General features: G+C 46.5%; 24 protein-coding genes and 1 tRNA gene. 20 read left to right on the top strand and 5 right to left on the bottom strand.

What is annotated here, in order from left to right; all coding sequences use genetic code 11:
* Positions 1–383: 383 nt before the first annotated feature.
* The 6 genes from acpS to QUA88_RS19255 all read left to right on the top strand — a co-directional run bounded on the left by acpS (position 384) and on the right by QUA88_RS19255 (position 4,366).
* Positions 384–842 carry a holo-ACP synthase gene (acpS, locus tag QUA88_RS19280; protein ID WP_333058018.1) on the top strand — a complete coding sequence of 153 codons (459 nt, stop codon included), beginning with the start codon at positions 384–386 and terminating at the stop codon, positions 840–842.
* A 42-nt stretch (positions 843–884) separates the two neighbouring features.
* Complete coding sequence (gene pipX, locus QUA88_RS19275) at positions 885–1,154, top strand: transcriptional coactivator PipX (RefSeq protein ID WP_333058020.1); 270 nt, start codon at positions 885–887, stop codon at positions 1,152–1,154.
* A 72-nt stretch (positions 1,155–1,226) separates the two neighbouring features.
* On the top strand, positions 1,227–1,892 hold the full coding sequence (locus QUA88_RS19270) for a YggS family pyridoxal phosphate-dependent enzyme (RefSeq protein ID WP_333058021.1): 666 nt from the start codon (positions 1,227–1,229) through the stop codon (positions 1,890–1,892).
* 117 nt (positions 1,893–2,009) lie between these two features.
* Positions 2,010–2,624: a cell division protein SepF gene (locus QUA88_RS19265; RefSeq protein ID WP_333058022.1), complete on the top strand. Its 615-nt coding sequence runs from the start codon at positions 2,010–2,012 to the stop codon at positions 2,622–2,624.
* Positions 2,625–2,921: 297 nt separating this feature from the next.
* Positions 2,922–3,767 carry a pyrroline-5-carboxylate reductase gene (gene proC, locus QUA88_RS19260; RefSeq protein ID WP_333141028.1) on the top strand — a complete coding sequence of 282 codons (846 nt, stop codon included), beginning with the start codon at positions 2,922–2,924 and terminating at the stop codon, positions 3,765–3,767.
* A gap of 11 nt (positions 3,768–3,778) precedes the next feature.
* The gene (locus QUA88_RS19255; RefSeq protein ID WP_333058024.1) at positions 3,779–4,366 is read left to right on the top strand and encodes a Uma2 family endonuclease; all 588 of its coding nucleotides are present in this window, start codon (positions 3,779–3,781) and stop codon (positions 4,364–4,366) included.
* A gap of 22 nt (positions 4,367–4,388) precedes the next feature.
* Here QUA88_RS19255 and plsY read toward each other — a convergent pair whose 3' ends face one another.
* The 4 genes from plsY to QUA88_RS19235 all read right to left on the bottom strand — a co-directional run bounded on the left by plsY (position 4,389) and on the right by QUA88_RS19235 (position 7,823).
* Positions 4,389–5,069, bottom strand: coding sequence for a glycerol-3-phosphate 1-O-acyltransferase PlsY (plsY, locus tag QUA88_RS19250; protein WP_333058025.1), 681 nt, complete (start codon positions 5,067–5,069; stop codon positions 4,389–4,391).
* A gap of 113 nt (positions 5,070–5,182) precedes the next feature.
* Positions 5,183–6,514 (bottom strand): DUF3086 domain-containing protein, encoded by a 1,332-nt coding sequence (locus QUA88_RS19245; RefSeq protein WP_333226991.1) that lies wholly within the window; start codon positions 6,512–6,514, stop codon positions 5,183–5,185.
* Between the two features lie 58 nt (positions 6,515–6,572).
* Complete coding sequence (locus tag QUA88_RS19240; protein WP_333226993.1) at positions 6,573–6,965, bottom strand: DUF3119 family protein; 393 nt, start codon at positions 6,963–6,965, stop codon at positions 6,573–6,575.
* Between the two features lie 63 nt (positions 6,966–7,028).
* On the bottom strand, positions 7,029–7,823 hold the full coding sequence (locus QUA88_RS19235; protein ID WP_333273210.1) for an MlaE family lipid ABC transporter permease subunit: 795 nt from the start codon (positions 7,821–7,823) through the stop codon (positions 7,029–7,031).
* A 186-nt stretch (positions 7,824–8,009) separates the two neighbouring features.
* Here QUA88_RS19235 and QUA88_RS19230 point away from each other — a divergent pair, with 186 nt between their 5' ends.
* The 14 genes from QUA88_RS19230 to QUA88_RS19165 all read left to right on the top strand — a co-directional run bounded on the left by QUA88_RS19230 (position 8,010) and on the right by QUA88_RS19165 (position 24,975).
* Positions 8,010–8,297 (top strand): hypothetical protein, encoded by a 288-nt coding sequence (locus tag QUA88_RS19230; protein ID WP_333158958.1) that lies wholly within the window; start codon positions 8,010–8,012, stop codon positions 8,295–8,297.
* A gap of 253 nt (positions 8,298–8,550) precedes the next feature.
* Entirely contained in the window at positions 8,551–8,994 is a 444-nt protein-coding gene (locus tag QUA88_RS19225; protein ID WP_333226999.1) for an Hsp20/alpha crystallin family protein, read from the top strand.
* A gap of 213 nt (positions 8,995–9,207) precedes the next feature.
* Positions 9,208–9,570: a hypothetical protein gene (locus QUA88_RS19220; protein WP_333273207.1), complete on the top strand. Its 363-nt coding sequence runs from the start codon at positions 9,208–9,210 to the stop codon at positions 9,568–9,570.
* Between the two features lies 1 nt (position 9,571).
* A complete protein-coding gene (locus QUA88_RS19215) occupies positions 9,572–10,219 on the top strand; it encodes a hypothetical protein (protein ID WP_333273204.1) in 648 nt (215 codons plus the stop codon).
* 92 nt (positions 10,220–10,311) lie between these two features.
* Positions 10,312–10,713 carry a fasciclin domain-containing protein gene (locus QUA88_RS19210; RefSeq protein ID WP_006634220.1) on the top strand — a complete coding sequence of 134 codons (402 nt, stop codon included), beginning with the start codon at positions 10,312–10,314 and terminating at the stop codon, positions 10,711–10,713.
* A 329-nt stretch (positions 10,714–11,042) separates the two neighbouring features.
* A complete protein-coding gene (locus QUA88_RS19205) occupies positions 11,043–16,145 on the top strand; it encodes a PAS domain S-box protein (protein WP_333273201.1) in 5,103 nt (1,700 codons plus the stop codon).
* A 308-nt stretch (positions 16,146–16,453) separates the two neighbouring features.
* The gene (locus tag QUA88_RS19200; RefSeq protein ID WP_015178453.1) at positions 16,454–16,681 is read left to right on the top strand and encodes a hypothetical protein; all 228 of its coding nucleotides are present in this window, start codon (positions 16,454–16,456) and stop codon (positions 16,679–16,681) included.
* Positions 16,682–16,998: 317 nt separating this feature from the next.
* Positions 16,999–18,084 (top strand): amino acid ABC transporter substrate-binding protein, encoded by a 1,086-nt coding sequence (locus QUA88_RS19195; RefSeq protein ID WP_333058036.1) that lies wholly within the window; start codon positions 16,999–17,001, stop codon positions 18,082–18,084.
* Positions 18,085–18,381: 297 nt separating this feature from the next.
* Entirely contained in the window at positions 18,382–19,596 is a 1,215-nt protein-coding gene (locus QUA88_RS19190) for an ABC transporter permease subunit (protein ID WP_333058037.1), read from the top strand.
* 175 nt (positions 19,597–19,771) lie between these two features.
* Positions 19,772–20,293: a DUF29 family protein gene (locus QUA88_RS19185; protein WP_333058038.1), complete on the top strand. Its 522-nt coding sequence runs from the start codon at positions 19,772–19,774 to the stop codon at positions 20,291–20,293.
* 133 nt (positions 20,294–20,426) lie between these two features.
* Positions 20,427–21,623, top strand: coding sequence for an amino acid ABC transporter permease (locus QUA88_RS19180; RefSeq protein ID WP_333058039.1), 1,197 nt, complete (start codon positions 20,427–20,429; stop codon positions 21,621–21,623).
* A gap of 161 nt (positions 21,624–21,784) precedes the next feature.
* Entirely contained in the window at positions 21,785–22,537 is a 753-nt protein-coding gene (locus QUA88_RS19175; protein ID WP_333210979.1) for an amino acid ABC transporter ATP-binding protein, read from the top strand.
* Positions 22,538–22,653: 116 nt separating this feature from the next.
* Complete coding sequence (gene uvrC, locus QUA88_RS19170; RefSeq protein WP_333058042.1) at positions 22,654–24,753, top strand: excinuclease ABC subunit UvrC; 2,100 nt, start codon at positions 22,654–22,656, stop codon at positions 24,751–24,753.
* Between the two features lie 151 nt (positions 24,754–24,904).
* A tRNA-Gly gene (locus QUA88_RS19165) sits at positions 24,905–24,975 on the top strand.
* A gap of 183 nt (positions 24,976–25,158) precedes the next feature.
* On the opposite strand, the gene QUA88_RS19160 is transcribed toward QUA88_RS19165, so the two are convergent.
* On the bottom strand, positions 25,159–25,428 hold a 270-nt coding region (locus tag QUA88_RS19160), incomplete at its 5' end, for a flagellar alpha dynein (protein ID WP_333273196.1).

Raw genomic sequence — 25,428 nt, 5'->3', positions numbered from 1 at the left:
TGCGCGACAGTCCTGCTAAAGTAATGGAGACAAATATTTAGAGAACCAAGACCTTGAACATCTATCTTGGGACAGATGTTGCGATTTTAGATTTTAGATTTTAGATTTTAGATTGATTAGATTTGAGATTGAAGAATTGGGAAGGAAAGATTCGAGCGGGCTTTGAAGCACGGGCATACATTTGAGTCAATACGCTTGGGTTAGTGCTAAAAAAACCGATCGTGCGTAGGTTGGGCCCGTGGAACGAACCCTCCGTTTCACTCCGCCCAACATTTTCGCTACAATTTTCCTTAACCCAAGCGTATTGACATTTGAGTAAGTTTTGTCTGGTGCGCGACAGTCCTGCTAAAGTAATGGAGACAAATATTTAGAGAACCAAGACCTTGAACATCTATCTTGGGACAGATATCGTATATGTTCCGCGCATTCAAGCCGCATTAGACCGCTTTGGCGATCGCTTCCTCGAAAAAGTTTACACGCCCGCCGAACAAAGGGATTGCGGACAACAAAATTCTCAACACAGCAGCATTAAAGGTAAAATGAATCGAGTTTCCTGCAACCAGCTAGCGGGCCGCTGGGCAGCAAAAGAAGCCGTTGTCAAAGCTCTAGGCACGGGATGGCGGGGAATACGGTATGCAGATGTGGAAATTCGGCGCTCCGAAAACGGTGCTCCAAACGTGCAACTGCACGGAGCCGCAGCAGCACAAGCCTCTGTTTGGGGAAATTGCCAGTGGCAATTAAGCCTCAGCCACGACGGAGACTATTGCACGGCTACGGCGATCGCCCTTTGTACCCCGCCGTCAAACAACGCTGTCGAGCGATCGAGCGAAACTAAAATCTAAAATCTAAATCTTTAATCTAAAATTGATAGATTGTGAGTGTGAATGACTACCGAAACTTACCTGAATCATCCAAACTTTGGCCTCCTCTTCAGGGTATCCCAGGTTGAAGACAGCCAAGAATTATTTACCACCCTATACGCCCAACGCCTGTTTTTTTTGGTGACAAACGGCCCTGGCGGGCTGAGATTTGAACCAATCAGCCGCTCCGACGCTCGCCTCATGGTCGAAATTCGCCTGCGAACCCTGCGTCGCAGCGGTCAATATCACGAGTACGACCAATTGCAAACCATTCACCAGCGTACATTTCAATAACGAAAATCAGTAATTTGGTAATTGGTAACAGTCTTAATTTTCCTTCCCTCCCGTCAAGAGCGTTGAGTACCCATGACCATAGCCTCTCGAATTAACAGCATTCGCCAACACTTGCCGGAATCAGTGCGGTTAATTGCCGTTACCAAACAGGTATCGACTGATGCTATCCGCGAAGCATACGACGGCGGTATCCGGGATTTTGGCGAGAGTAAGGTTCAAGAGACTGCCGAAAAACAAAGCCAACTGCAAGATTTACCGGATATCAACTGGCACTTGATCGGGCACTTGCAAGCCAACAAAGCCGCCAAGGCCCTAGAGCATTTCCAGTGGATTCACTCTCTCGACAATTTAAAACTCGCTCAGCGACTTTCGCGCTTGGCGGGGGAAATGTCCTGCTCTCCCCAAGTCTGCCTGCAGGTCAAAATGTTGCCCGACCCGGACAAATACGGCTGGAGCGTTCCAGAACTGCTGGCTGACCTTCCAGAACTCAACAAATGTCAGCATATCAAAATTCAAGGTTTGATGACAATTCCTCCGCTGGGATTAGATGACTCCCAAATCCTAGAATTATTTAACAGCACCCGCGAACTTGCTGACAAAATCCAGCAGCAAAATTTGCCCTACATTCAAATGCAGCAGCTCTCGATGGGGATGTCGGGAGATTATCATTTGGCAATTCAAGCAGGTGCTACTATGGTACGGCTAGGACAAACCTTATTTGGCTCTAGGAGGGGATAAATAATTGAAATCTTCTGATAAAGACAATTTGGGTTAAATATAGAATAGTCAGCCACCCGCGACTAACGCGCAACGCGAGTATAGTCGGGGCAGCAAAGTCGTAAAGGAGCGTGAATCATGAATATTTTTTCTAAACTGCGAGATTTTGTAGGGATCAACAATGAGCCTGAGTACGATGACGTGTACGACGAAACTGAAGGGGAGCGCTATCAGAACTTCTACCAAGCGCCTGAACCCAACCCCGCGGCAGTCGCAGCGGAAGAAGAACGTCGTCAAAATCGTAGAATGCGAGAGCGGTCAGTAGTAGGATCGACAGGTATGGATGTAGTTGCACCAACCGGGGGAGTAGGGTCAGTAATGAATAACGTGATTGGAATGCCTGGAGCTATGAACGGGATTTCGGAAGTAGTAGTAATGGAGCCGCGCACTTTTGAAGAGATGCCGGCAGCAATTCGAGCCCTTAAGGAACGGAAGTCTGTGGTTTTGAACCTGACGGTGATGGACCCAGACCAAGCGCAAAGAGCTGTGGACTTTGTGGCGGGCGGTACTTATGCCCTTGACGGTCATCAAGAGCGAATTGGCGAAAGTATTTTCTTGTTTACGCCTAGCTGCGTGCAGGTGAGAACTCAGTCTGGTGTGGTTCACGAAGTGCCTCCTGCTCAAGGACGCCCTCGTGCTGCTGCTCCTGCACCGACAGTCTGGCCGGCAGAACAAGCTACCATCGCTCAGTAGTTATTAGTCAGTAGTTATTAGTCATTAGTCATCTGTCTTTAGTCTTTAGTTATTAGCCAGTAAGCTTTTAACTAGCGATATCCTGAATTTTGTATCCTTAGTTCTGGGCGCTTAACTCTTAGCTAAGGCGGAGAACTGATAATTAATGGCAACTAATAATTAATGACTAATGACTAGCATAAAATAGTAAGGTGCGTCGCTTTCTAATTTTCGATCGAACTTGTAAATTGTTGCGGGCGACGCACCCTACAAGGTAGCACTGTAGACTAATGACTAATGACTAATGACTAATGACTAATGACTAACATAAAATTTGGTACGATCGGCGGCGGGGTAATGGGAGAAGCTCTCTTATCCCGCTTAATTGCACAAAAAGTTTATTTACCTTCAGAAATATTGGTGAGCGAGCCTGGGGTAAAACGCCGCGAGTTTTTGGCTAACAAATACGGGATTGGAACAACAGCCAGCAATCTAGAAGTTGCTGCGGCTACAGAAGTGCTGTTTTTGGCGATTAAACCGCAAGTTTTTGATACGGTAGCTTTGGAGTTGGCGGTGGCGGCCGATCGCAAACAGGGAAATAATGGAGAAACGGCTAATTCCCAGCCAGAAGCGCTAGTAGTGTCGATTTTGGCCGGAGTGCCACTGAGCAAGCTGGAACCAGCCTTTCCGGGGCGGGGAGTGCTGCGGGTGATGCCGAATACTCCAGCCACGGTAGGAGCGGGAATGAGCGCGATCGCTCCGGGAAAACTCGTGCAACCGGCTGATTTAGAATTGGTAAAGCGCATCTTTCAGGCCGTGGGAGAAGTGGTAGAAGTACCTGAGAGTATGCTCGATGCGGTGACTGGACTTTCGGGTTCCGGGCCTGGTTATGTAGCAATTTTGATAGAGGCCTTGACAGATGGCGGAGTTTGTGCGGGTCTGCCACGGGCGATCGCCTCTCAATTAGCTTTACAAACAGTATTCGGTACAGCGAAGCTAATGCAAGAAACGGGAATGCACCCGGCACAATTGAAAGATCAAGTTACGAGTCCCGGCGGCACAACTATTGCCGGAATTGCTAAACTAGAGAGTAACGGCTTTCGTTCTGCCCTAATCGAAGCAGTGAAAGCAGCTTGTTTGCGTTCTCAAGAATTGGGTAAATAGGTGTTAGTGCCATGCTGACTTTAAAATTAGATTTAAGTCCGTGGATCAAGTTGACAGACGATCAGTTTTACGAACTGTGCCAACATCACCCCGATTATAAATTTGAACGGAATGCAAAAGGAGAACTGCTGATGGTTCCACCAACGGGAGGAGAAACGGGCAACCGTAATATGGATTTATCCTATCAATTGCAAGCTTGGAGTCGCCAAAATCCGAATCTAGGAATTGCTTTTGACTCTTCCACCTGTTTTAGACTCCCAAACGGTGCAACTCGTTCTCCCGATGCTTCTTGGATAAAACGCGAAAGATGGGAAGCTTTAACTCCCGAACAAAAAAGAAAATTTCCGCCACTGTGTCCTGATTTTGTAGTGGAATTGTGCTCGCCCACTGATTCTATCCGAGAAACGCGAGAGAAAATGCAGGAATATCGGGAAAATGGCGTTTGTTTGGGGTGGTTGATTGACCCGCAAACGCGGAGTGTGGAGATTTATAGGATCGATCGAGAAATAGAAATATTGCAGTCCCCTGTTACGCTGTCAGGGGAAGATATTTTGCCCGGATTTGTGTTGGAACTAGGGCCCGTTATGGGAAATAATTGAAAAGGTGTCAGGCTGTTTCAGATCAATCGCTAGCTGCTGTTTCCAATTTCTGCCCAATCCTTGGTTCCGTACCATTCAAAAGCCGCTGAATATTGCTGCGGTGCCGCACAATTACAAACACACCGCCCGCAATGCCAAACAATACATAAGCCAGGGGCTGATGTAAAGCAAACATCAATCCAGCCACGCTAATTGCCCCGATAATCGAACTTAAAGAAACAATTCGCGACACCGCAAACACGATTCCAAAAATTCCGAAAGTTCCCAAACCAACGGGCCAGTACAAACCAAGCAAAACTCCCAAACTCGTAGCCACAGATTTACCCCCCGTAAACCCCAGCCAGATTGATTTGCTGTGGCCCAAAACAGCCGAGAAACCCGCCAAAGTTGCCATCCAAGGGAGGACAGTTGCAATATTTTCTAAACCGGCGGCGGTTGCTAGCTGGCTGGTAAAAGTGAGAGAGTAAATATAGCGAATTAGGACGATCGCACTTACCCCCTTCAACACGTCAACCAACAACACCCCCAACCCCGGCCCTTTGCCCAAAGTCCTCAGTACGTTAGTCGCACCAGTCGAACCCGAACCAACCTCTCGAATATCAATTCCTAGCATCCATTTCCCCAAGGCGTACCCAGTCGGAATCGAACCCAGCAGATAAGCTGCTATTAGCAATGCGCCATTTAAAATTATCCAGCTAGCCATTTTTTAATTTGAGATTTCGTGTACTTTTAAAAGTTTCAACCTTTCCCCTAGCATAATTAGCAATTAGCAATTACTAATTAGCAATTACCAATTACCAATTACCCATTACCCAATCAAAAATCCTTAGCCGCCATCAAAGTTTGCGGATCAGCAGCAAAGGCCAGCCATAAAGGAAATTGCAGGATTGACAAACTAATTAAGTCCTCAGTTTCATCAATGACAATTAGCGGCAATTTGCCATCTTTCACCAGTCGATCGGCTTTTTGAGCCAAAGCCTCCGCAGACTCAAACATAATAATCCCCCTTTCCGGGCCGAAATCGCTGCGAGTAATGCCCAAACAGTCCTGCAAACCCCGGCGCCACTCTCCCAAACGTTCGGGACTGTTCGCGAGCACCAAAGTCCGCACCCGCCCGCCGTAGACGCTTCTGAGTACAGAAATAATTGTCGAAGTAATCAAGATATTTTGCAAGCGCGAACCCATAGTCCGCAAAGCACCCCTTCCTCCTTGGGTGAAAAACCAGTTAGAAACTCGTTCCGCGTGGATGGGTTCAAAAGTGCGGCGAAGTTGCCAAGGCGGGCCGTAGTAGTCGGGGACAGTGCGGTATTGATCGAGGGTGCGGCGAATTTGTTTGGCTTGTTCTTGAAATCCCTGTTCGGCAAATTTGGGATTTACCGGTGCTGAGGATTGAGACTCCTCAGCAGCAGTTCGCTGTGGTGTCTCTTGCACTGGCGGTGTCAAATCTAAGAGTTCGGCGGTAGCGGCCAAATCCTGCAAACTGCCTACTAAATAGTCTTTGAAACCCTGGACTCGAATTGCTAAATCTTGGGAAACGCCGGCAAAAGTGGTTCGCATTTCCTTTTGAATTCGATCGCGCCGGCGTTCGAGTTTTTCTACTTCTATTTGTAGCGCTTGTTTGCGCTGATCTAATTGAATCAAGCCGTCTTGTACCAAACGCCCGATCGATGCTTGAGCCTGGCCCAACGCTTCTATAGCATTGGCTTTGTCGGCTTCCAATGCGGCAATTTTTTCAGTCAAAGCTTGTTCTTGCTGCTGCAATTCTTTGACTCTCTCTGCCAAATGTTCGGTAACATTTTCTGGGATGTGCGTTACCGTTTCTGCGGTTGCTGTTGGCTGGGAGTCTGTGGGAGGATCGATTTGAGCGATAGGACTTTCTGATTCGCCATCGTGGGTGTTGGGCGGAATTTGGGCGATTGCGCCTGCTTCGTCCACGAATTGGGCGATTTCGGCATCTTCCTCTGCCAGTGGCGGGTCTGTTTCTGGCGGGAGTTGGGCTGGCAGTTCATTTTCGTCGAGCCACAAATCCTCTGTTTGAGATAGAAGTTGGTATTCCGTCTCATTCACGGGCAAATCGACTTCGCCTTCACCGCTTGGGGCGGCTGGTTGTGGTTGGGGTTCTTGGGTTGGAGATTCGTCTGAATTCATGGGAAATTTTGTTCGGCGTGGGCACGGAAAAGTTAAAAATTAAAAATTAACAACTTTTTTAGTCTTGACGGGGACAGCGCTGTTCTAAGCAGGTCTGTAGCATTTTACGATCGAACAGAACCGGCAGAAAGTGAATGCTGTTAATTTCTTTGAAATAGAACAAAATCGGCACCGCAGGCCAAAATATCCGCCAATTTTGCCATTCTCGGTAAGGAAAGCGGCGGATTAACTTGGACGATCGATAAATGTCCAAATCTGTTGGGGTAAATTGTAGCCGGAGGGTGGCGGTTTGGTACATCAGAAACAAGCCGAACACAGAAAGCGGCAAACTCACCCACTTCTGAACGAACAGTAGCGGTAGGGCCGCCAGTACCAGGACTAGGGGAATCGCATAACTCGGAGCGAGTTCGATCGTATTTGTCGGCGCAGTCGAAGAGGCAGTTGTAGTCACGGGTTTAAATCAATGGTAGTAAACGAATGTTGCCAATTATTCATATTTTATCTGTTTCCTAGCTTACAAGCCCTTGAGTACGCTAGAACCCGTTCCCTGAAACATCAGCCAAGTCAGGAAAAAGTTCACAATAAAAATAGCCAGTAAAGCCGTCACCACCGCCGTAGTCGTCGATTGACCGACGCCTTTTGCCCCGCCGGTGGTGGTCAAACCCCAGCTAGTGCCGATTACAGCAATCAAGCCACCGAATACAAAAGCCTTAATTGCCGCGCTGCAAATATCCCACAGACTCAGGAAATTGCGGACTGATTCTAAAAACACGCTTTGAGAGATCCCGTACATCGTCGTAGCAATCAGCAGTCCGCCGAGGATGCCGGTGACGAGACACATGATGGTTAAAATTGGCAGCATCAAGCAGCAAGCAAGGACGCGGGGAATTACTAAATAGTCGATCGGGTCTGTTCTGAGCATCAGCAGGGCATCTATCTGTTCTGTTACCTGCATCGTGCCTATTTCCGCTGCAAAAGCCGAACCTACCCGCCCCGTCACGATTACGGCTGTTAAGACGGGACCGAGCTCGCGCGTCAAAGACAAAGCCAAAACGCCACCGACGACATTGCCTGCACCGAGGTTAATAAACTCCCTCGCTACCTGAATAGTAAATACCATGCCGACAAAACCCGCAGTCAGCAAAGCAATCAGCAGAGATTCCGGGCCGACTGCTGCCATTTGGTCGAGGGTGTTGCGGCGGTGAATTTTGCCCCTCAGCAAGTGCAGCATGACTTGGCCGCCCAATAAAGCTGCTGCCAGCAACCGCTGACTCCACAAACTGAGGCTCGAAGATGTACTGGTGCTCAAGGGGATTTCGAGTATAGAACAACTGCCAAAAATGAAATCTATCTACAAATCTTAAACAAGTTTTTTCTATAACATTTAAGATTTCTGACAGAACTGGCCACGGAGGGCGATCGCTGCCTATCGTAGAAAAGGACAAGTTTTGTTTGCTTGCACCTTTCGGCAGTTTAGCTGAATTTACTGACTCTTATGAGCATTTTTCCCAATTTTCTTCGCTCTGTACTGCTGACCAGCCTGTTGAGCTTTGTCGCCCCCTTATTGTTAATCGGCGGGGGATTGACTAGCTTTTCGCTGATTGGCTTCGTGCCTGCTCTCCAAGGAGTTGGTCGTTCTGGAGAAGACCTGATTTTGCAGTTCTTAGCTACTTTCGGCAGTGGCTGTCCCCTCCAGGGTTTTTTCGTGATCGGCCTAACTTTTAGTTTGGTGGGTGCTTTGTTTGATACCTACGCTTCTTATCAGCATTCGCGGTGGAGTTAATCGAACCTTCGATTTTAGATTTTAGATGGGAATTCCTGGCTCGAATCTAAAATCTAAAATTGCTTGGTTCGGGTTGGATCGGATCTCCGCACCCGCAATTATTTAGCAGTATCGATCGCGAATGTTCGGAAATGCGATCGGCCTTTTTGCGGAAAACCGAATCCCCCAGTTTCGGGAGCTGGAATATATTAAATACAAGTTGAGTCAAGTGTTTCTCAACCCCTAAAAACTTCAGATAGTCGAGGTATTAGTTATGGCACTTATTCGTTGGGAACCTTTGCGGGAAATGGACTCCTTGCAGCGAGAAATGAATCGGTTGTTTGATAGCTTGACTCCGGCAACCGATCGCGGATCTAACGGTTCTGCTTTTCTACCCCCCGCCGAACTCGATGAAACTCCCGAAGCCATCCACCTTAAGTTAGAAATTCCGGGCATGGAAGCTAAGGATTTGGATGTACAAGTAACCGCAGAAGCTGTTGCTATCAGTGGCGAACGCCGTCAAGAAACTAAGAGTGAAGATAAAGGCATGACTCGCTCTGAGTTCCGCTACGGTTCGTTCCGCCGGGTGATTCCCCTACCGGCACGGGTTCAAAATGACAGCGTAGAAGCTGAGTACAAAAATGGAGTTTTGCACCTGAATTTGCCCAAAGCGGAAGCAGAAAAGAACCGCGTGGTTAAAGTGCAAATCGGCGGCTAATAATTGTTGGCTAATTGCTGATAGATAGGGCGTGCGGTGCGCGCCCTATTTGTTTTGGGTATTGGCCAAACAGGGCATTGGGCATTGGGAGTTTGAGGAAGGATTCTTCCTTCTTCGATATCCATCGATCCATCCATCCGTTACATCCCGTACATTGCTCGTTGTCAAACTTCCTTTTTCCCATTTTCCACCTGTGCTAAACTCCAATAAGCAATGGTTGGTGAGGAGACTTGCGTGCCGAGTCAGGGAGTGGGAGCAAATGGAATTGCATCTGAGTTTGGAGACTTAACCGGGATGACTCGCCAAGAAGTCGATGATTTTTTTCGCGGATTGGGTGCAGAAATCAGAACTACTGAAGGGGGTTATCTTGAATACGAATTTGCCGATCGTTCGCGAGTCAATATCCGTCCTGATGGTGAAGTTGTACGCACCCCAGCTCCCAGATACGGTTCAGATGGCCGAAAAATAAACAAAGGTTTGCGTCTTGACAAAGATGGCAGTTTGGTCAAAACAAGCGATGAATTTGGCAATAATATTCCTGGGACGCACAATACTGGAGAAAAAGTGAGTAATTAATATGCCCGATGACTACAACTTGCTTAATTTAGGTGGACTTACATCCCTCATCACCAATGTCAATGTGTCTTTGTGGGGGAATGAAATTTTATTTGAATGTATTTACGATCCGACAGGCGATCGATTGCCTTATAACATAGTATTTCATGACTGCAGAGACATCAGTTGGGAGGTGTTCCATCCTGAAGATGTCAAAGATCCTGAAGCTGATTTGATTGGTTTTCATTTAGGTGAAAACGCGCACCGGAAAGCAGCTTTGATTCATACGGATATTTTTGAAGTTTTAATTTTGTACGGCAGTTTTAGCATTCACAAGGGAGAAAACCTAAAGGCTGAAGTAGAAGATTTAGAAACAGAGAATTGGGGTATCACAATCGCCAGCAGTAATGTACCAATTGTAAACCCCCCCCCGCCGTTAAATTCCCAAGCGGTTAGTAATATTATATCGGGTAAAATAACTATTACAGGACTTACGCACTCCGACTCCTCGAAACTGGGTTTTTTACCTAATCTGCGGGTTTTAACGAAGTATTTTCGTACAAAACCCGGTTTCTGGGCTGCCATATGTAAGTCCTATATTATTAGGTTTGTAGTGAGGACTGAAGTCCTCCTCAAAAATGTGAGGATTGAAGTCCTGACTACAAAATAATTACCAATTTTTCAAAAAAGACAGTAGGTATTGTTGCCCGCCTCAGTTTACGATACTTAATAGAACTTTTTTCCCAGATGAGGTAAAACACAATGCCTGATATTGTTGATATTGCCGTAGGTGCGGGTTCGTTCCAAACCCTCGTAACAGCCGTGCAAGTAGCTAATTTAGTAGATGCGCTCAAAAGTCCGGGCCCTTTCACTGTCTTTGCACCCACTGACGATGCTTTTGCCAAATTGCCACCGGGAACTATCACCACCCTAGTGCAGAACGTTCCCCAACTGACTAGGATTTTGATGTTTCACGTCGTATCGGGGAAGTTTATGAAAGCTGATTTGGCAAAACTCGGTTTTGTTACTTCCTTGGAAGGTTCGCCGATTAAAATTGATTGTTCTGACGGTTTTGAGGTGAAAAATGCTACAGTTGTCGCTGCGGATATCGAAGCTGATAACGGCGTGATCCATGTGATCGATAATGTGATTTTAATGGGCTAGTTTCACCGTCCATTGATTTTCGATTTTCGATTTTTGATTGACTCTACAGATGAATTTGAGGGTTTGAACTTTGGTCTAATTTTTTTTTGTTTAAGCCACGGAAGTCTGGATATTGCATCTATCTTTAGGTGTGATGTTAAGTCGCAGCGGGAGCGAGAGCTTGCATTGAGCAGTGTCTCTTTGCTCCCGATCGCGCCTTGGTTTTTTAGCGCGTGAAGGTAATATAAATATAAAACGTTGTCTTTTCGTCGGATATATTTTAAGATGATTGTTTACAAAAATTTGAAAATCAATAATTATAATATAAGCAAACCAGTGTGGTGAGCACTATGCAAATCCTAGCCGCCAGCCTCAAAGCACAAGTCCGCCAGCGTACCTTGGAACTGCAAGTTCTCAACGAACTTACTGCAAAAGTTCAAACCAGTCTCAGTGCTGATGAAATTTGGTCTGCGTGTCTGGCATATCTCGATCGCCTGATTCCTGGGGCGGCGATCGCCATTTTGACCCTACCGGACGATCGACTATACCTGCAACACTTACAGCCCTTAACTGCTAGCACCCGATCCGAAATGGAAGGGCGGTTGCAAGCTGCTCGCGCTGAATGGCTTGCTGGCAATCGGGACTGGGCGCACAACATGGCTCCGGCACCAATGGCTCAGTTTCAGTCGCTCTTGATGGCACCAGCCAACCCGGATGAAACTGAGGAATTATTGGGAGTATTTTTCATTGGTGCAGAGCAGGCAAATGTTTTTAATTTGGAACACCTTTGTTTGCTCCACACAGTAGCTCAAATTTGTGCAAAAGAGTTAAATATCTTAGCATCTAAACCGACCCTTGTCAAGGATACACTTCAAAATAATTGTGTTCTGGATTCGGAAAGTCAAGAACTATTGTTGCGGGCTGTAATGGAAGCTGCTGCGGACAGAGTTTTTGCTAAAAATAGAAATTTTAGATACATTTTTGTTAATCAAAGTTTTGCTGAATATGTGGGGAAAAATGTTGAGGAAATTATCGGCAAAGATGATATTGAATTAGGGTTTTCAGCCGAATTAGTATTTGGCGATCGCAACAACTCAATTAGGGGCATCCGCGAGGAAGATCGAGCTGTGCTGGCTGGGGAGAGGGTTCGCAATCCCTACCAGGCGATCGTCTTTGAAGGCGGAAAACAGCACGTCTTTGATACGCAAAAATTGCCGCTATACGATGCAGAGGGTAATATATTTGGGGTTGTGGGTTTGTCTAGAGAGATTGGTCAATTGCAAGCCACAGAGGAAGCCAGGAATCAAAGCCAAGCCAAACTGCAAAAAATTACTGCTAGCGTACCGGGTACGGTATATCAAATTGACTTACATCCAGATGGCTCGATGGCCTTCTCGTTTGTGAGCGCGGGCTGCCGAGAATTGTATGAAATAGAACCAGAGGCTGCTCAGCAGGATTTTAATGTAATTGTTGACATGATTCATCCCGAAGATCGAGATGATTTTCTTAACTCGGTGACGCTTTCTGCTGAAAATTTGCAGCCTTGGCGGTGGGAAGGAAGAATTGTCACTCCGTCAGGAAAACTTAAATGGGTGCAAGGAGCTTCCCAGCCAGAATTCCAAGCATCGGGGGAGATAGTTTACTACGGCTTGTTCACGGATATTAGCGCCCGGAAACAAGCTGAACGGAAGCTGCAACTTTATCAACAAATCTTTTTAAAATCCAACGATGCGATCGCGATCTTAGACCCCGAAGGCTATTACTTAGAAACAAATCAAGCTCACACGGCTTTGCTGGGTCACAGCGCGTCAAAATTGTGGGGAAAAACGCCTGCCACTCACATGGGAGAACAGGCATTTACGTCTGTGCTGCAAAGCTTGGCAGAAACTGGGAGTTACCGAGGCGAAATGACCTGTATTAAGGCTGTGGAAGAAGGAACAGTTGAGGTGGAGGTTTCGGCTTTTGCGGTTTTAAATGATGCTGGGGATGTAGTTTGTTACGTAAATGTCAAAAGAGACATCACCGAACGCAAGCGAGCTGAGGAAAAACTAAAACTTTACCGAGAAATATTTTTAAATTCCAACGATGCGATCGTTATTATCGATGCTGACGGGTTTTTCGTCGAACAAAATCTTGCTCACCAAACGCTTCTAGGATACACAGACGCGGAATTAGAAGCAGAAGCTTCGCCGCTGGTTGCGGGGGATCGCTTTTTGGCAATTGCCCAAAGTTTAGCAAAAACAGGAAGTTTTCGGGGCGAAATTATTAACTCCACTAAAAAAGGCCAGACGCTGGCGATCGACGTTGCGGCATACTCTGTGATTAACAACGCCGACGATGTAATTTGTCACGTCTGCGTCAAGCGCGACATTACTGAACGCAAAAAAGGAGAAGAAGAAAGGCAAAAATTTGTGTCGCTGATTGAAAACAGCAGCGATTTTATCAGTATGGCTACCCTGAAAGGCAAAACGCTGTTTGTCAACGAAGCCGGACGAAAACTGGTGGGGGTAGAGAATCTTTCGGCAGTGCTTTATACGGAGATTTGGGATTATATTGGGCCCTATTTTCAACAGAAATTCAGTCAAGAGATTTTACCAACAATTATCAGTCAGGGCCAGTGGCAAGGCGAAGGTCAAATGCAGCACTTGGCCACCGGACAGCCCATTGATGTTGTGATGAATGCTTTTCTGGTCAAGCACCCTCAAACCACTGAGCCGCTGTGCTTTGCTGCGGTAATTCGCGATGTCACCGAACGCAAGCAAGCTGAGAGAATGCTGCGGGAACAAGCAGAACAAGAACGGCTGGTTTCGGCGATCGCCCAGCGAGTCCGACAGTCTCTCAACCTCACTCAAACTCTGAGCACTGCTGTACAAGAAGTGCGGCAGTTGCTGGCAACTGACCGCACGATAATTTATCGTTTTGATTCCGAGGAAACAGCGGTTGTTGTTGTGGAATCTGTAGGGGATGATTGGATGCCCCTGCTGGGCAGAAAAGTTCAAAGAACATCCTTTGGGGAAAATTTTGTATGGCTGTACAGTCCAGGAACAATTCAAGCAATGGCAGATATTTATACTGCCAATTTGAGCGATGAACACCGAGATTTACTCGCTAGTTTGCAGGTAAGGGCTAATGTAGTTGTACCAATTTTTATAGGCGATGAAAGTCAGGGGTTGGCAGCAGAATATTCGCCAGAAACTCAAATGAACCCGCCGGGAAGGAGTTTGGAAACGAGTCAAAATCGGTTGTGGGGATTGCTGATTGCCCATCAGTGCAGCGCTCCGCGGGTTTGGACTGATTCTGAGATGGATTTGCTGGGAAGGTTGAGCGTGCAGTTGGCGATCGCCATTCAGCAATCTACTCTTTTTGAACAAGCGCAGCAGGCACGAGAAGCAGCCCTAGAAGCGTCTCGAATGAAGTCGCTATTTTTAGCAAATATGAGTCACGAAATCCGTACTCCGATGAATGGAGTGATGGGGATGACAGATTTGCTGCTGAAAACGAATCTTACTCCCGAACAGCTTGACTTTGTACAGACGCTGAAACTCAGCGGTCAAAATTTACTCTCCATCATTAACGATATTCTGGATCTCTCCAAACTGGAAGCCGGAGAAATGCGCTTAGAAATACTAGAATTTAACCTCAGTATCTGTATGAATGAAGTGCTGGATTTGTTGGCAACTCCCGCACAAGAAAAAGGTATAGAAGTGGTGGCACTGATTGACAGTGACGTGCCGGTGCAAATTAAAGGTGATGCAGCGCGGTTGCGGCAAATACTCACTAATTTGATCAACAATGCTATTAAGTTTACAGAAGCAGGAGAAGTGGTAATTGAGGTTGCTAATGCTAGTAATCCTGAGTTATTGGCAGCCACCGATAATCAGAGAATTTTAGAGAATATCGAGCCGTTGAAAATAGAAAACAGTGACTTTATGCTCCTGCTGTTTAAAGTAACAGATACAGGAATTGGGATTGCTCCCGAAGACAAAAAAAAGCTGTTTCAATCTTTTACTCAAGTTGATGCCTCTACGACAAGAAAATACGGTGGCACAGGTTTGGGGCTGGCTATTTCTAAGCAGTTGGTGGAATTAATGGGTGGGCAAATCGGTGTGGAAAGTACCCCTGGCAAAGGCTCGACTTTTTGGTTTACTGTGCCGACAGTTACGGAAAATTTAACTGCTGTCGGGACAGCGTGCGAAGTGAATTTTGAAACGGTGCTGGCGGGGCGAAAAATGTTAGTTGCCAGCGACAAGCCGACTGTGCGAAAAGTGCTAGTGAGAATGGCTGTTTTGTGGGGAATGGAAGTTGAGGAGGTGGAAAACGGTTGGATGACGATCGCATCTCTGTACAAAGCTGTTAGCGTTAATTCCCCTTACGATATCGTTTTGGTTGATATTCAGTTGCCGGAAATGGTGGCCGGAAGTCTCGAACGCTTGAGGATTTCTGAGCCGGCAATGCAGCAGACGCATTGGGTGGTGCTGACTTCAATGACTCAGCTTGCAGAGGCGAAACGCTTGGTAGATAGCGGTTTTAGCGGGTATTTAACTAAACCTGTGAAAGCTCACCGACTATTTGATTGCTTGGCGAATGCGATCGCCCCGATGACGCTGATTGAGGAGCCGCCGGCAAATCCAACTTCCAATCGAGCCTCAGCTATTGACAGCCGGGAGTTAGCAAGTTTAAAGATTTTGTTAGTTGAAGATACTCCTATCAATCAAAAAGTTGGTCTCAATCAACTCAGAGTTTTGGGATGCACTGCGGATGTCGCCAATAACGGCGCAGAGGCGCTATCTATGGTTGCTCAGAAAAAGTATGACATTGTGTTGATGGACTGTCAGATGCCGGTTTTGGACGGTTACGAAGCAACGCTGGAATTGCGCCGCCGGGAAGCGGCAGATGCTGCTGGGAAGATGGAACCACATCAAAAGACGGTGGTGATTGCGATGACGGCGAATGCTTTGAAGGGCGATCGGGAAAAGTGTCTGGCGGCGGGCATGGACGATTATATTAGCAAACCTATTGCGATCGAAAAGTTAAAATCGGTACTAGCAAATTGGTCGGTCAAACTAAAAATTGGAAATCCCAAGTTTAAGGCCGAGGAACTTCAAAACTCTGAACCAGATATCGAATCGGTAGTCGATATGGCACGTTTGCACGAAATTTCGGGGGCTGATGTAGAGTTTGAGCGGGAAATACTGCAAACTTTTGTGGTGGATACTGGTAGTTATTTAGAAGCTGCTAAGGGGGCGATCGCCTTGGGAGATATGGAGACACTCGCCCGCCACGCTCATCAAATTAAAGGTGTCAGCGCTACGGCGGCGGTGCGGTTAATGCCCGATATGGCAGATCGGCTTCAAAGTCTGGCTGAATCTAATGATTTGGAGGGGGCTACAAAAATCATTGCTGAATTAGAAATAATTCTGGCGAGGGTTCAAAAGTTTGTGGCTACCGAGTAGTCAATTTTATTGTGCACCGGGCCCGTGGAGCCCGATCGCGGATATTGGCAGCCCCGCGAGCGAGCGCGTGTAAAGATTGTTAATCTTTTATCAAGATGTTTATCTCAATGTGAAGGAATTGGGAACTCTTATAACATCTTGTGTGTTGTAACTTGCGACACTACTGTCTTAAGTTATTGTGGTCAAATATAAAATAATCATTAAGCCGATGGCTCAGAGGGTGCTTTTCGTCTATCGGCTTGAGACACCAAGACCAGCTTTTCGCTATCCCCGCCCATTAAGTGCGTATTTACGCTCAACGAGGTTTTATGACTCCAGTCATGTTACGCCAACTCTGGTCATTAATTGAGACCACCCAAGCTACTCTGTTAGTCAATTTAGACGATGCCACCCTGGTACAGTGGCTGCTGAAGCAGTTAAAGACAAACTCTGCGCTCAATGGCAAAGAAGCAGATTTGTTGGACGAATACATCCAGTCTCGGCTGTCCCTAATCCGCGATTTAGCTGAGCAGCGGCTGGCACCAGAGCTACTGTGAGCGGATTCAATCAAAATCGGATAAATATTCCAGGGAAAGGCGATTCTCCCTCGCGCTGGGCAGAAATAGCAGAAAAGAAACCGGGTTTCGGGGATAAATCTGAGGTTTGACGACCACACCTCCAGCCAGAAACCGGGTTTCTAACTTTGGGATCCCAGCTTGCTCAAAAAAAACAGGCGGGTAGTCGGGGCAGTTGTCGCTGTGCAGCAACGGATGCAGAACGGCTAATTTGAAACCGGAAGCTGTGTAGATCGCCGATCGCCACAGTTCTGACAGCTACAAGGTAGGATTGTCAGGAAAGCGTTCTATTAAAATCTATGCGTAAATGGGGATTTCTGCTACTAGCAAGTGTGTTGTTTGTGGCACCGTTGGCATCTTGTAGGGATCGATCGGCACAAACCGGACAAACAACAGCAACAACTGCAGCAGGCGGCAACTCGCAACAAGGTTCCAGCCGGATAGATACAATTATCAGCCGGGGCAAACTGATTTGTGGCATCAGTGGCGAACTGCCGGGTTTTAGCTTTGTAGACGAAAAAGGCAAATATTCGGGACTGGATGTGGATGTGTGCAGGGCTGTGGCGGCGGCAATATTTGACGATCCCGAAAAAGTCGAGTACCGAAAGCTCAATGCTAAAGATAGATTTACAGTTTTGCAGGCGGGAGAAATCGACATTCTCAGCCGAAATACCACCTACACCGCGAGTCGCGACAGCACTACCGGACTGGAATTTGCCCCGGTGATCTTTTATGACTCTCAAAGCATCATGGTCAAAAAAGACAGCGGCATCAAAAGTTTAAAAGATTTTGCGGGCAAATCTATCTGCGTGCAGACAGGTACGAGCACCGAACAAAATTTGTCCGACCAAATGCGAAAATTAGGAATTAAATACACTCCTGTGGTGTTTGAAGATGTGAATGCTACCTTTGCTACCTATCAAGAAGGTCGCTGTCAAGGTGTTACTGCCGATCGATCGCAACTTGTTTCTAAGCGGACAACTCTGCCGAATTCCGAGAATAATGTTGTTTTGCCGATCGTGATGTCAAAAGAACCATTAGCCCCAGCGGTGAAAAGCGGCGATCCTAAATGGGCTGATGCGGTGAGATGGATCGTTTTCGCGGCGATTGAAGCTGAAGATTTGGGAATTAATTCAGGAAATGTAGACCAAATTGTGGCAAGCACTACAGACCCGAACATCAAACGTTTGCTAGGAACAGAAGGAGATTTAGGTAAAGGTTTCGGACTCCCGAACGACTACGCTGTCCGCGTTGTGAAGAAAGTAGGGAATTACGGGGAAATGTACGATCGCAACCTCGGCCCCAAAAGTACACTCAAGTTAGAACGGGGTCAAAACAGACTCTGGAAAGATGGCGGTTTGCTTTACTCGCCGCCATTCCGCTAGTAAAGCTATGTAGGGTGCGTGACGGTAAAAATCCCCATCGCCAATCGAGTAACTTTCAAGTCACGCACCAAAGCTATGTAGGGTGCGTGACGGTGAAAATCCCGATCGCCAATCGAGTAACTATCAAGTCATATCAAATCCGGTAGCATCGGAATAATTCATCTCTGTATTCTCTCCCTCTGCGTTCTCTGCGCCCTCTGCGGTTAAATAATTCCGATGCAACCGGAAACGATATCACGCACCAAAGCTCAATCTCGCCTGGATTTGCCAGCAGATTTATCAAATATAATTTAAGTTATGAACCCAGAACCTCCACCGGGCAAAGCCCAGAGATTTCCCAATTTTAAAGATATATCAAAACTGCTGCGGGACGATCGCTTCTGGAAAATTGCCGTACAGGCGATCGCCCTAATTTTAGTAATAGTTGTGATCGCGATTCTCGCGGACAATCTGGGCGCCAATTACTCGCAACTGGGGATTGCATTTGGATTTGACTTTCTCAATTCCCAAGCATCCTTTGACATCGGCGAAAGCGTGATTCCCTACAGTCCCGAAAATAGTTACAGACAAGCTTATTTTGTCGGTTTAATTAATTCGCTGCGGGTGATGGGTCTCGGCATTATTTTCGCAACAGTTGCGGGTTTGACTGTAGGAATTGCGCGCCTTTCCGACAATTGGCTGCTGCGGAGTTTGGCTGGTTTGTACGTAGAAATTTTGCGAAATACGCCGTTATTGCTGCAATTATTTTTCTGGTATTTTGCCGTTTTCATTTCCCTGCCAAAACTCGAAGACAATCAGCAGATGAGGGGGCCGATTTACTTGACAAATCGCGGCATTGCTGTACCAACAGCGGTGGCTTTGCCGGGTTTTGAGATTTGGTTGATTTTGCTAACTGTCGGAGTTTTGGCTGCCGCTGGGCTGTGGATGTGGCGGGCGCGGGTGATGTTGGAAGAAGCTAAGCCGGGAAGACAGTTGTTTTGGGCTCTAGGTGCGATCGGGCTAAGTGCAATCTTAGCTTGGATTATCACCAAAAATCTGCCTTTTCGTCTAGATGTTCCGCGCCTGACACCAACATTGCAACTCGAAGGAGGATTAAAATTCACTCCAGAATTTGCTGCCTTGGTGACAGGACTCAGCTTGTATACTGGCAGTTACATTGCAGAAATTGTGCGGGCCGGAATTCAGTCAGTATCGAAAGGCCAGTGGGAAGCGGGAAAGTCTTTGGGGCTGAAGTCTGGAACAATGATGCGGATGGTAATTTTACCGCAAGCTTTGCGGGTGATTGTGCCGCCTTTAACCAGTCAGTATCTGAATTTAGCTAAGAATTCGAGTTTAGCGGTTGCGGTTGCTTATCCCGACGTTTATTTTGTGGTGGGATCTCCGACGTTGAATCAGACCGGTCGGGCGATCGAAGCAATGTTAATTATCATGGTAACATATCTAACAATTAGTTTGATAGTTTCTCTGTTCATGAATTGGTACAATAAAACTGTACAAATCAAGGAAAGGTAAATAGTTGAAATTTAATCTATTTTAATTGGAATCAAAGGAGAGCGCGTTAAATGGCGTACAGTGACTTTAGCTGAGACCGAGTAACGAAAACTTGTGAATTGACGACTAAACAATAATAAAAATAACCAACAACAACTATCTTTTTTTTGCTAGTATCAAACTTGAGGAACATCAAATGACACAAGAATTAATTGCTCTTAGAAAAAGCATAGTGGAAGGAAGGTATACGGATGCTTTGGCAATAGTCGATGAGTTAGATGGAATGAGCAAACAGGCAATTTTGCGACAAATCCAATCTTTTTTAAATGTTTTGCTGATTCACTTGATTAAAAATCAAGTTGAACAGCGATTAACTGGTTCTTGGGCTAGTTCGATTCGCAATTCAATCAGAGAAATTAAGAAGGCAAATATTAAAGATAATAAAACATCTTATTACATCAATTCTGATGAATGGGAGAGTTTTATAGAGGAGGAGGTGATTGAGGATGCGATTGCAGAGGCGGCGGAGGAAGTATTGAATGGTATTTATAGTCAATTTCAACTTGCAGAGATGATGGATAGAAACCTGATTATTCAGACTGCTGTGAGGTTATTGAACTTGACTTATATCCATTCCGCCAAAGATTTACCAGCAGTGTTAGCCCAGCATTTAAGTCAGTTACCAGGTGGAGAAGATTGGATAAATCGGCGAAAATAAGTAGGATTTTTTTTAGCCTTGGCGATTGGAAATCGCGTCTACACAAACAAAACCCCTGGCGATTGGAAATCGCGTCTACACAAACAAAACCCGCCTACGCGGGTTAATAAAATATAGGATTGAAAACCGCTAGATGGAAACTCTCCCCATATTACCGCCCCCAGCCACCGAATCGCCTACCCCTTGGAATTGGGCGCGCAAAAATTTATTTAGTACCTGGTACAACAGCATTCTGACAGTAGTTTGCCTAATTATCGCCTTCCAAACTATTAAAGGAATTATCGTTTGGGCAACAACAAAAGCTCAATGGCGCGTATTAGAAGCCAACTTGCCACTATTTTTCGCAGGAAGATTTCCCCGCGAATCGTACTGGCGGCTGTGGATAGTAACGGCCATAATTGCCTTGTTGGGAGGATTAACTTGGGGAAACATTCAGCGGCAAGAACGTCTTTGGAATCCGCCTTTACTAATTATACTTGGTGCTGCAGTTGTGGGTGCTGTCATTTCGCCGATCGACCTAACCTCTCGTTTTTACCTGCTAGCCAATATTATTGTAGCGGCTGCTAGCTATTGGACGGGGAGACAAATTAACCCTAAAATAATGAGTTGGATACCTGCAATGTGGGCTCTTTCCTTCCCCATAATTTTGTGGCTAATTAAAGGCGGGTTGGGTTTGACAGAAGTGTCAACAAATGATTGGGGCGGTTTAGTGCTGACGCTCTTTTTAGCAGTTATTAGTATTGTGCTTTCCTTTCCTTTGGGAGTATTGCTAGCACTCGGCAGACAAAGTTCTTTGCCCGTTGTGAGACTGTTATCAACATTATATATTGAAATTATTCGCGGTTTACCCTTAATTGGCATTTTGTTTTTAGGTCAAGTGATGCTGCAACTCTTCTTGCCGCCCGAATATCCGAAATTGGATAGAGTAATTAGAGCGATTGCTGGATTAACCTTATTTAGTGCGGCATACTTGGCGGAAAACGTGCGCGGTGGCTTGCAGGCCGTGCCCAGGGGACAAATAGAAGCAGCTAGGTCGATCGGACTCAATACACCCCTACTCACAATTCTCATTGTACTGCCTCAAGCACTGCGAATAGTCATTCCGGCGATCGGCGGTCAATTCATCGGATTATTTATGGATACTTCCCTGCTATCTCTATTCGGAATGTTAGAATTAATCGGAATATCCCGCGCAGTTTTAGCAAATCCATCCTATATCGGCAGATACGCCGAAGTTTACATATTCGTCGGCATCATTTATTGGATATTTTGCTACTCAATCTCCCTAGCAAGCCGCAAAATAGAACGAACTTTAGAAAAAAGTCATTAGTCCGCAGTCTGTAGGGGCGGGTTCACCAACAAAATATAACTCCCAACCCAAATATATATAAACCCGCCCCCTCCCAACCCAAATATATATAAACCCCCCTCCGCTGAAGTAGTCAACAGTCATCAGGCAATAATTATCCGTCATTATTTAAAGGACAAACTATGCAAACTAAACCCACAACCCCAGAACAGGTAATCGTAGCAGAAAACGTCCACAAATGGTACGGACAATTTCACGTACTGCGCGGCGTCAGCATGACCGTAAACCGGGGCGAAGTCGTGGTCGTGATGGGGCCATCTGGTTCGGGAAAATCGACGTTTATTCGCACATTCAACGCATTAGAAGAATACCAACAAGGTAAAATTACGATCGACGGAATCGAACTTTCCCACGACTTACGCAACATTGAGACAATTCGCAGCGAAGTAGGAATGGTGTTTCAGCAATTCAACCTATTTCCCCACTTATCAGTCTTGGAAAATGTCATGCTAGCGCCAGTATGGGTGCGCCGCTGGCCAAAGAAAAAAGCCGAAGAAGTGGCAATGCAACTCTTAGAAAGAGTGGGCATTTTGGAACAAGCAAAAAAATATCCCGGACAGTTGTCTGGAGGACAGCAGCAGCGGGTCGCTATTGCACGTTCTCTAGCAATGCAGCCTAAAATCATGCTGTTTGATGAACCGACATCAGCATTAGACCCGGAGATGGTGCGGGAAGTTTTAGATGTAATGCGAAATTTGGCTCAAACAGGAATTACAATGGTGGTGGTGACTCACGAAGTTGGGTTTGCGCGCGAAGTTGCCGATCGCATTGTATTGATGGATGGCGGTGTTTTAGTGGAAGAAGCCCAACCAGAAGAGTTTTTTCAGAACCCGAAGGAAGAACGCACCCGCAAGTTTTTATCTCAGATACTGTAACAGATTTTCAAGTGTAGTCGGTGGGTTTGGCGACGGTCGCAGCCGTCAAAATAGACATAATTAAGGTAAAATAAAAGAGTGTACAATCAGTCTCTATTTTGCTGAGATAGCTTGCAATGCCATCCACAAAAACTCTGCCGTTAGTTAAAGACTCGGAACGCCTAGAAAGTCGCCTCAAAGAAATCCCGGCGGTTCCTGGTGTATATTTAATGCGAGACGAGAGCGATCGCATCCTTTACATCGGCAAATCCAAAAAACTCCGAAACCGCGTCCGTTCCTACTTCCGCGAAAGCCAAAATCTCAGTCCCCGCATCGCGATGATGGTGCAGCAAGTGCGCGAAATAGAATTCATCGCCACCGATACAGAAGCGGAAGCTTTAGCATTAGAAGCAAACCTCGTAAAACAGCACCAACCTTACTTTAATGTACTCCTCAAAGATGATAAAAAATATCCTTATTTGTGCATCACTTGGTCGGAGGAATACCCGCGCATTTTTATCACCCGCAAACGCCGCGCCGGTAGTGCAAAAGACCGCTACTACGGCCCCTACGTCGATACAGGGGCACTGAGGAGTACGCTGCATTTAATTAAGCGAATTTTCCCCCTGCGGCAGCGCCCTCAACCGCTATTTAAAGACCGTCCTTGTTTGAACTACGACATCGGGCGCTGCGTTGGCGTTTGTCAAGGGTTAACTTCGCCTGAAGAATACCGGAAAATAATCCAAAAAGTAGCGATGATTTTCCAGGGAAGAACTCAGGAATTGCTCGACTTGTTAGCGCCGCAAATGGAACAAGCTGCCGAAGATTTAAACTTTGAAACGGCGGCGCGCATTCGCGATCAAATTAAGGGTTTGCAGTCTTTGAGTGCGGGTCAAAAAGTGTCTTTGCCCGACGATACGGTTTCCAGAGATGCGATCGCACTTGCGGCCGACACCCAGCACGCTTGCGTCCAATTGTTCCAAATTCGCGCCGGTCAACTGGTCGGAAGATTGGGATTTATGGCGGAAATACCCTCCCAACCCAGGGCGGGTACGGGGGCACCGCCCCTACAAGCGGGGGGGCAAGAGTTATCTCAATCTCTTGTAAAAGATGGGCAAGAGTTATCTGAACTTTCTCTTTCCTCCCCCCCTTGGCAAGGGGGGGAACGAGGGGGGGTAGAGGCCGGAGCGATTTTACAGCGGGTGTTGGAAGAACACTATCAAAATGTTGAATCCGTAGAAATTCCCAGCGAAATTTCTGTGCAGTATGAATTGCCAGAAGCGGAAATATTAGCAGATTGGTTGAGCAACCGTAAGGGGCGAAAAGTTACCATTTTGACTCCGCAGCGGCAAACTAAGGCTGAGTTGATTGAGATGGTGGAACGCAATGCTGAGTATGAATTGGCGAGAATGCAAAGATTGAGCGATCGCAATTCTCAAGCAATGGAAGATTTAGCAGAAATTCTCGATTTGCCAGAAGTTCCTCGCCGCATTGAAGGTTACGATATTTCTCACATTCAAGGTTCTGACGCCGTAGCTTCCCGCGTGGTATTTATTGACGGTTTGCCCGCCAATCAACACTACCGCCATTACAAAATTAAAAATCCTGAAATTAAATCGGGTCATTCTGATGATTTTGCTAGTTTAGCAGAAGTTATCGGTCGCCGATTCCGAGGATTGAAGGAAGAAGAAAGTTCGGCAACGGATTTTATAACGGATAGAACGAATAAGGAAGAAGAATTTAGCGATTTAGGAAAATCGAAAAAAATCAGCAATTTATCCTCCGTTTCTCGTACTATCTCGGACAAACCCGACTTAATTATGATAGATGGCGGCAAAGGTCAACTGTCAGCAGTTGTGGCTGTTTTGCGGGAGATGAATTTGCTAGAAGAGTTGCGCGTTGTCAGTTTGGCAAAGCAGCGAGAGGAGATATTTTTGCCGGGGGAATCTTTGCCGCTGCCAACTAATTCTGAGCAGCCGGGGGTACAATTATTGCGCCGGGTGCGGGATGAGGCGCACAGGTTTGCTGTGAGTTTTCACCGCGATCGCAGAAGCGAGAGAATGAAGCGATCGCGCCTTGATGAAATTCCCGGATTGGGACACCACCGACAAAAACAATTGTTGGCACATTTTCGGTCGATCGACTATCTCCGTTTAGCGACTCCCGAACAGTTGGCAGAAGTTTCTGGGATTGGGCCGCGTCTGGCGCAGCAAGTTTACGATTATTTCCATCCGTAAAGCCTTACCCAGCATCGGAGACGGGGATTTTTGGGTTGAGGGGGCGATCGGGCAGCAAGTCCCGATTCAGCCACTGTGAGGGAGGTATTCAAAAATTTTGCACAGGCCTATTGCAATCCCCAGAGACTTGTGGTATGTTTAGTTTCTGTGCGCGGGCATAGTTTAGTGGTAAAACTTTAGCCTTCCAAGCTAACTATGCGGGTTCGATTCCCGCTGCCCGCTTGCGTCTATAAAAACCTAGAACCCTTGAGAAATCAAGGGTTTTGGCGTTTCTAGGGCTTAGCCTCTATGGTTGCACAAGGCGTTTTGGAGACAATTTGGAGACAATTTGGAGACAAAGACGGGCTGTTTGGAGACAAATTGGAGACAAATTGGAGACAATTTTGGAGACAATTTTGGAGACAATCAAGTCCCTGTGTGTGCCAATATGTCCAAAACTGCCTTCATATCATCCATGTCAGCCTTCGACCTTTCGCGCTGCGCTCTCAACTGGTTGAGCAAGTCGGCTGGCTCTGGAAAATCTGCGACGGTCGGAGCCAAGTTTTTATTTGCTTCTCGATCGCGCCGCACTTCCTTAAGCTCTTGCTCCAACATCTGAACCTTCAGCCCTAAATCGCCGTTGCGCTCGTGTAACTGATTCAGTTCTTTATCCCATTCTGCAAGCTGCTTGTTGGC

The organism is Microcoleus sp. D3_18_C2 (genome assembly GCF_036702395.1).
Taxonomy (GTDB): domain Bacteria; phylum Cyanobacteriota; class Cyanobacteriia; order Cyanobacteriales; family Microcoleaceae; genus Microcoleus.
Note: the sequence above shows the minus strand (reverse complement) of the source record. Positions and strands in the feature narration are given on the sequence as shown.

What these genes read in the sequence shown, in the direction of transcription:
- plsY (WP_333058025.1), bottom strand. Translation starts at nt 5,069, where the DNA reads ATGGCTAGCTGGATAATTTTAAATGGCGCATTGCTAATAGCAGCTTAT.
- QUA88_RS19180 (WP_333058039.1), top strand. Translation starts at nt 20,427, where the DNA reads ATGGAAACTCTCCCCATATTACCGCCCCCAGCCACCGAATCGCCTACC.
- QUA88_RS19255 (WP_333058024.1), top strand. Translation starts at nt 3,779, where the DNA reads ATGCTGACTTTAAAATTAGATTTAAGTCCGTGGATCAAGTTGACAGAC.
- QUA88_RS19270 (WP_333058021.1), top strand. Translation starts at nt 1,227, where the DNA reads ATGACCATAGCCTCTCGAATTAACAGCATTCGCCAACACTTGCCGGAA.
- QUA88_RS19205 (WP_333273201.1), top strand. Translation starts at nt 11,043, where the DNA reads ATGCAAATCCTAGCCGCCAGCCTCAAAGCACAAGTCCGCCAGCGTACC.
- QUA88_RS19220 (WP_333273207.1), top strand. Translation starts at nt 9,208, where the DNA reads ATGGTTGGTGAGGAGACTTGCGTGCCGAGTCAGGGAGTGGGAGCAAAT.
- QUA88_RS19195 (WP_333058036.1), top strand. Translation starts at nt 16,999, where the DNA reads ATGCGTAAATGGGGATTTCTGCTACTAGCAAGTGTGTTGTTTGTGGCA.
- proC (WP_333141028.1), top strand. Translation starts at nt 2,922, where the DNA reads ATGACTAACATAAAATTTGGTACGATCGGCGGCGGGGTAATGGGAGAA.
- QUA88_RS19245 (WP_333226991.1), bottom strand. Translation starts at nt 6,514, where the DNA reads ATGAATTCAGACGAATCTCCAACCCAAGAACCCCAACCACAACCAGCC.
- QUA88_RS19215 (WP_333273204.1), top strand. Translation starts at nt 9,572, where the DNA reads ATGCCCGATGACTACAACTTGCTTAATTTAGGTGGACTTACATCCCTC.
- QUA88_RS19265 (WP_333058022.1), top strand. Translation starts at nt 2,010, where the DNA reads ATGAATATTTTTTCTAAACTGCGAGATTTTGTAGGGATCAACAATGAG.
- QUA88_RS19175 (WP_333210979.1), top strand. Translation starts at nt 21,785, where the DNA reads ATGCAAACTAAACCCACAACCCCAGAACAGGTAATCGTAGCAGAAAAC.
- pipX (WP_333058020.1), top strand. Translation starts at nt 885, where the DNA reads ATGACTACCGAAACTTACCTGAATCATCCAAACTTTGGCCTCCTCTTC.
- QUA88_RS19200 (WP_015178453.1), top strand. Translation starts at nt 16,454, where the DNA reads ATGACTCCAGTCATGTTACGCCAACTCTGGTCATTAATTGAGACCACC.
- QUA88_RS19210 (WP_006634220.1), top strand. Translation starts at nt 10,312, where the DNA reads ATGCCTGATATTGTTGATATTGCCGTAGGTGCGGGTTCGTTCCAAACC.
- QUA88_RS19185 (WP_333058038.1), top strand. Translation starts at nt 19,772, where the DNA reads ATGACACAAGAATTAATTGCTCTTAGAAAAAGCATAGTGGAAGGAAGG.
- QUA88_RS19230 (WP_333158958.1), top strand. Translation starts at nt 8,010, where the DNA reads ATGAGCATTTTTCCCAATTTTCTTCGCTCTGTACTGCTGACCAGCCTG.
- uvrC (WP_333058042.1), top strand. Translation starts at nt 22,654, where the DNA reads ATGCCATCCACAAAAACTCTGCCGTTAGTTAAAGACTCGGAACGCCTA.
- QUA88_RS19225 (WP_333226999.1), top strand. Translation starts at nt 8,551, where the DNA reads ATGGCACTTATTCGTTGGGAACCTTTGCGGGAAATGGACTCCTTGCAG.
- QUA88_RS19190 (WP_333058037.1), top strand. Translation starts at nt 18,382, where the DNA reads ATGAACCCAGAACCTCCACCGGGCAAAGCCCAGAGATTTCCCAATTTT.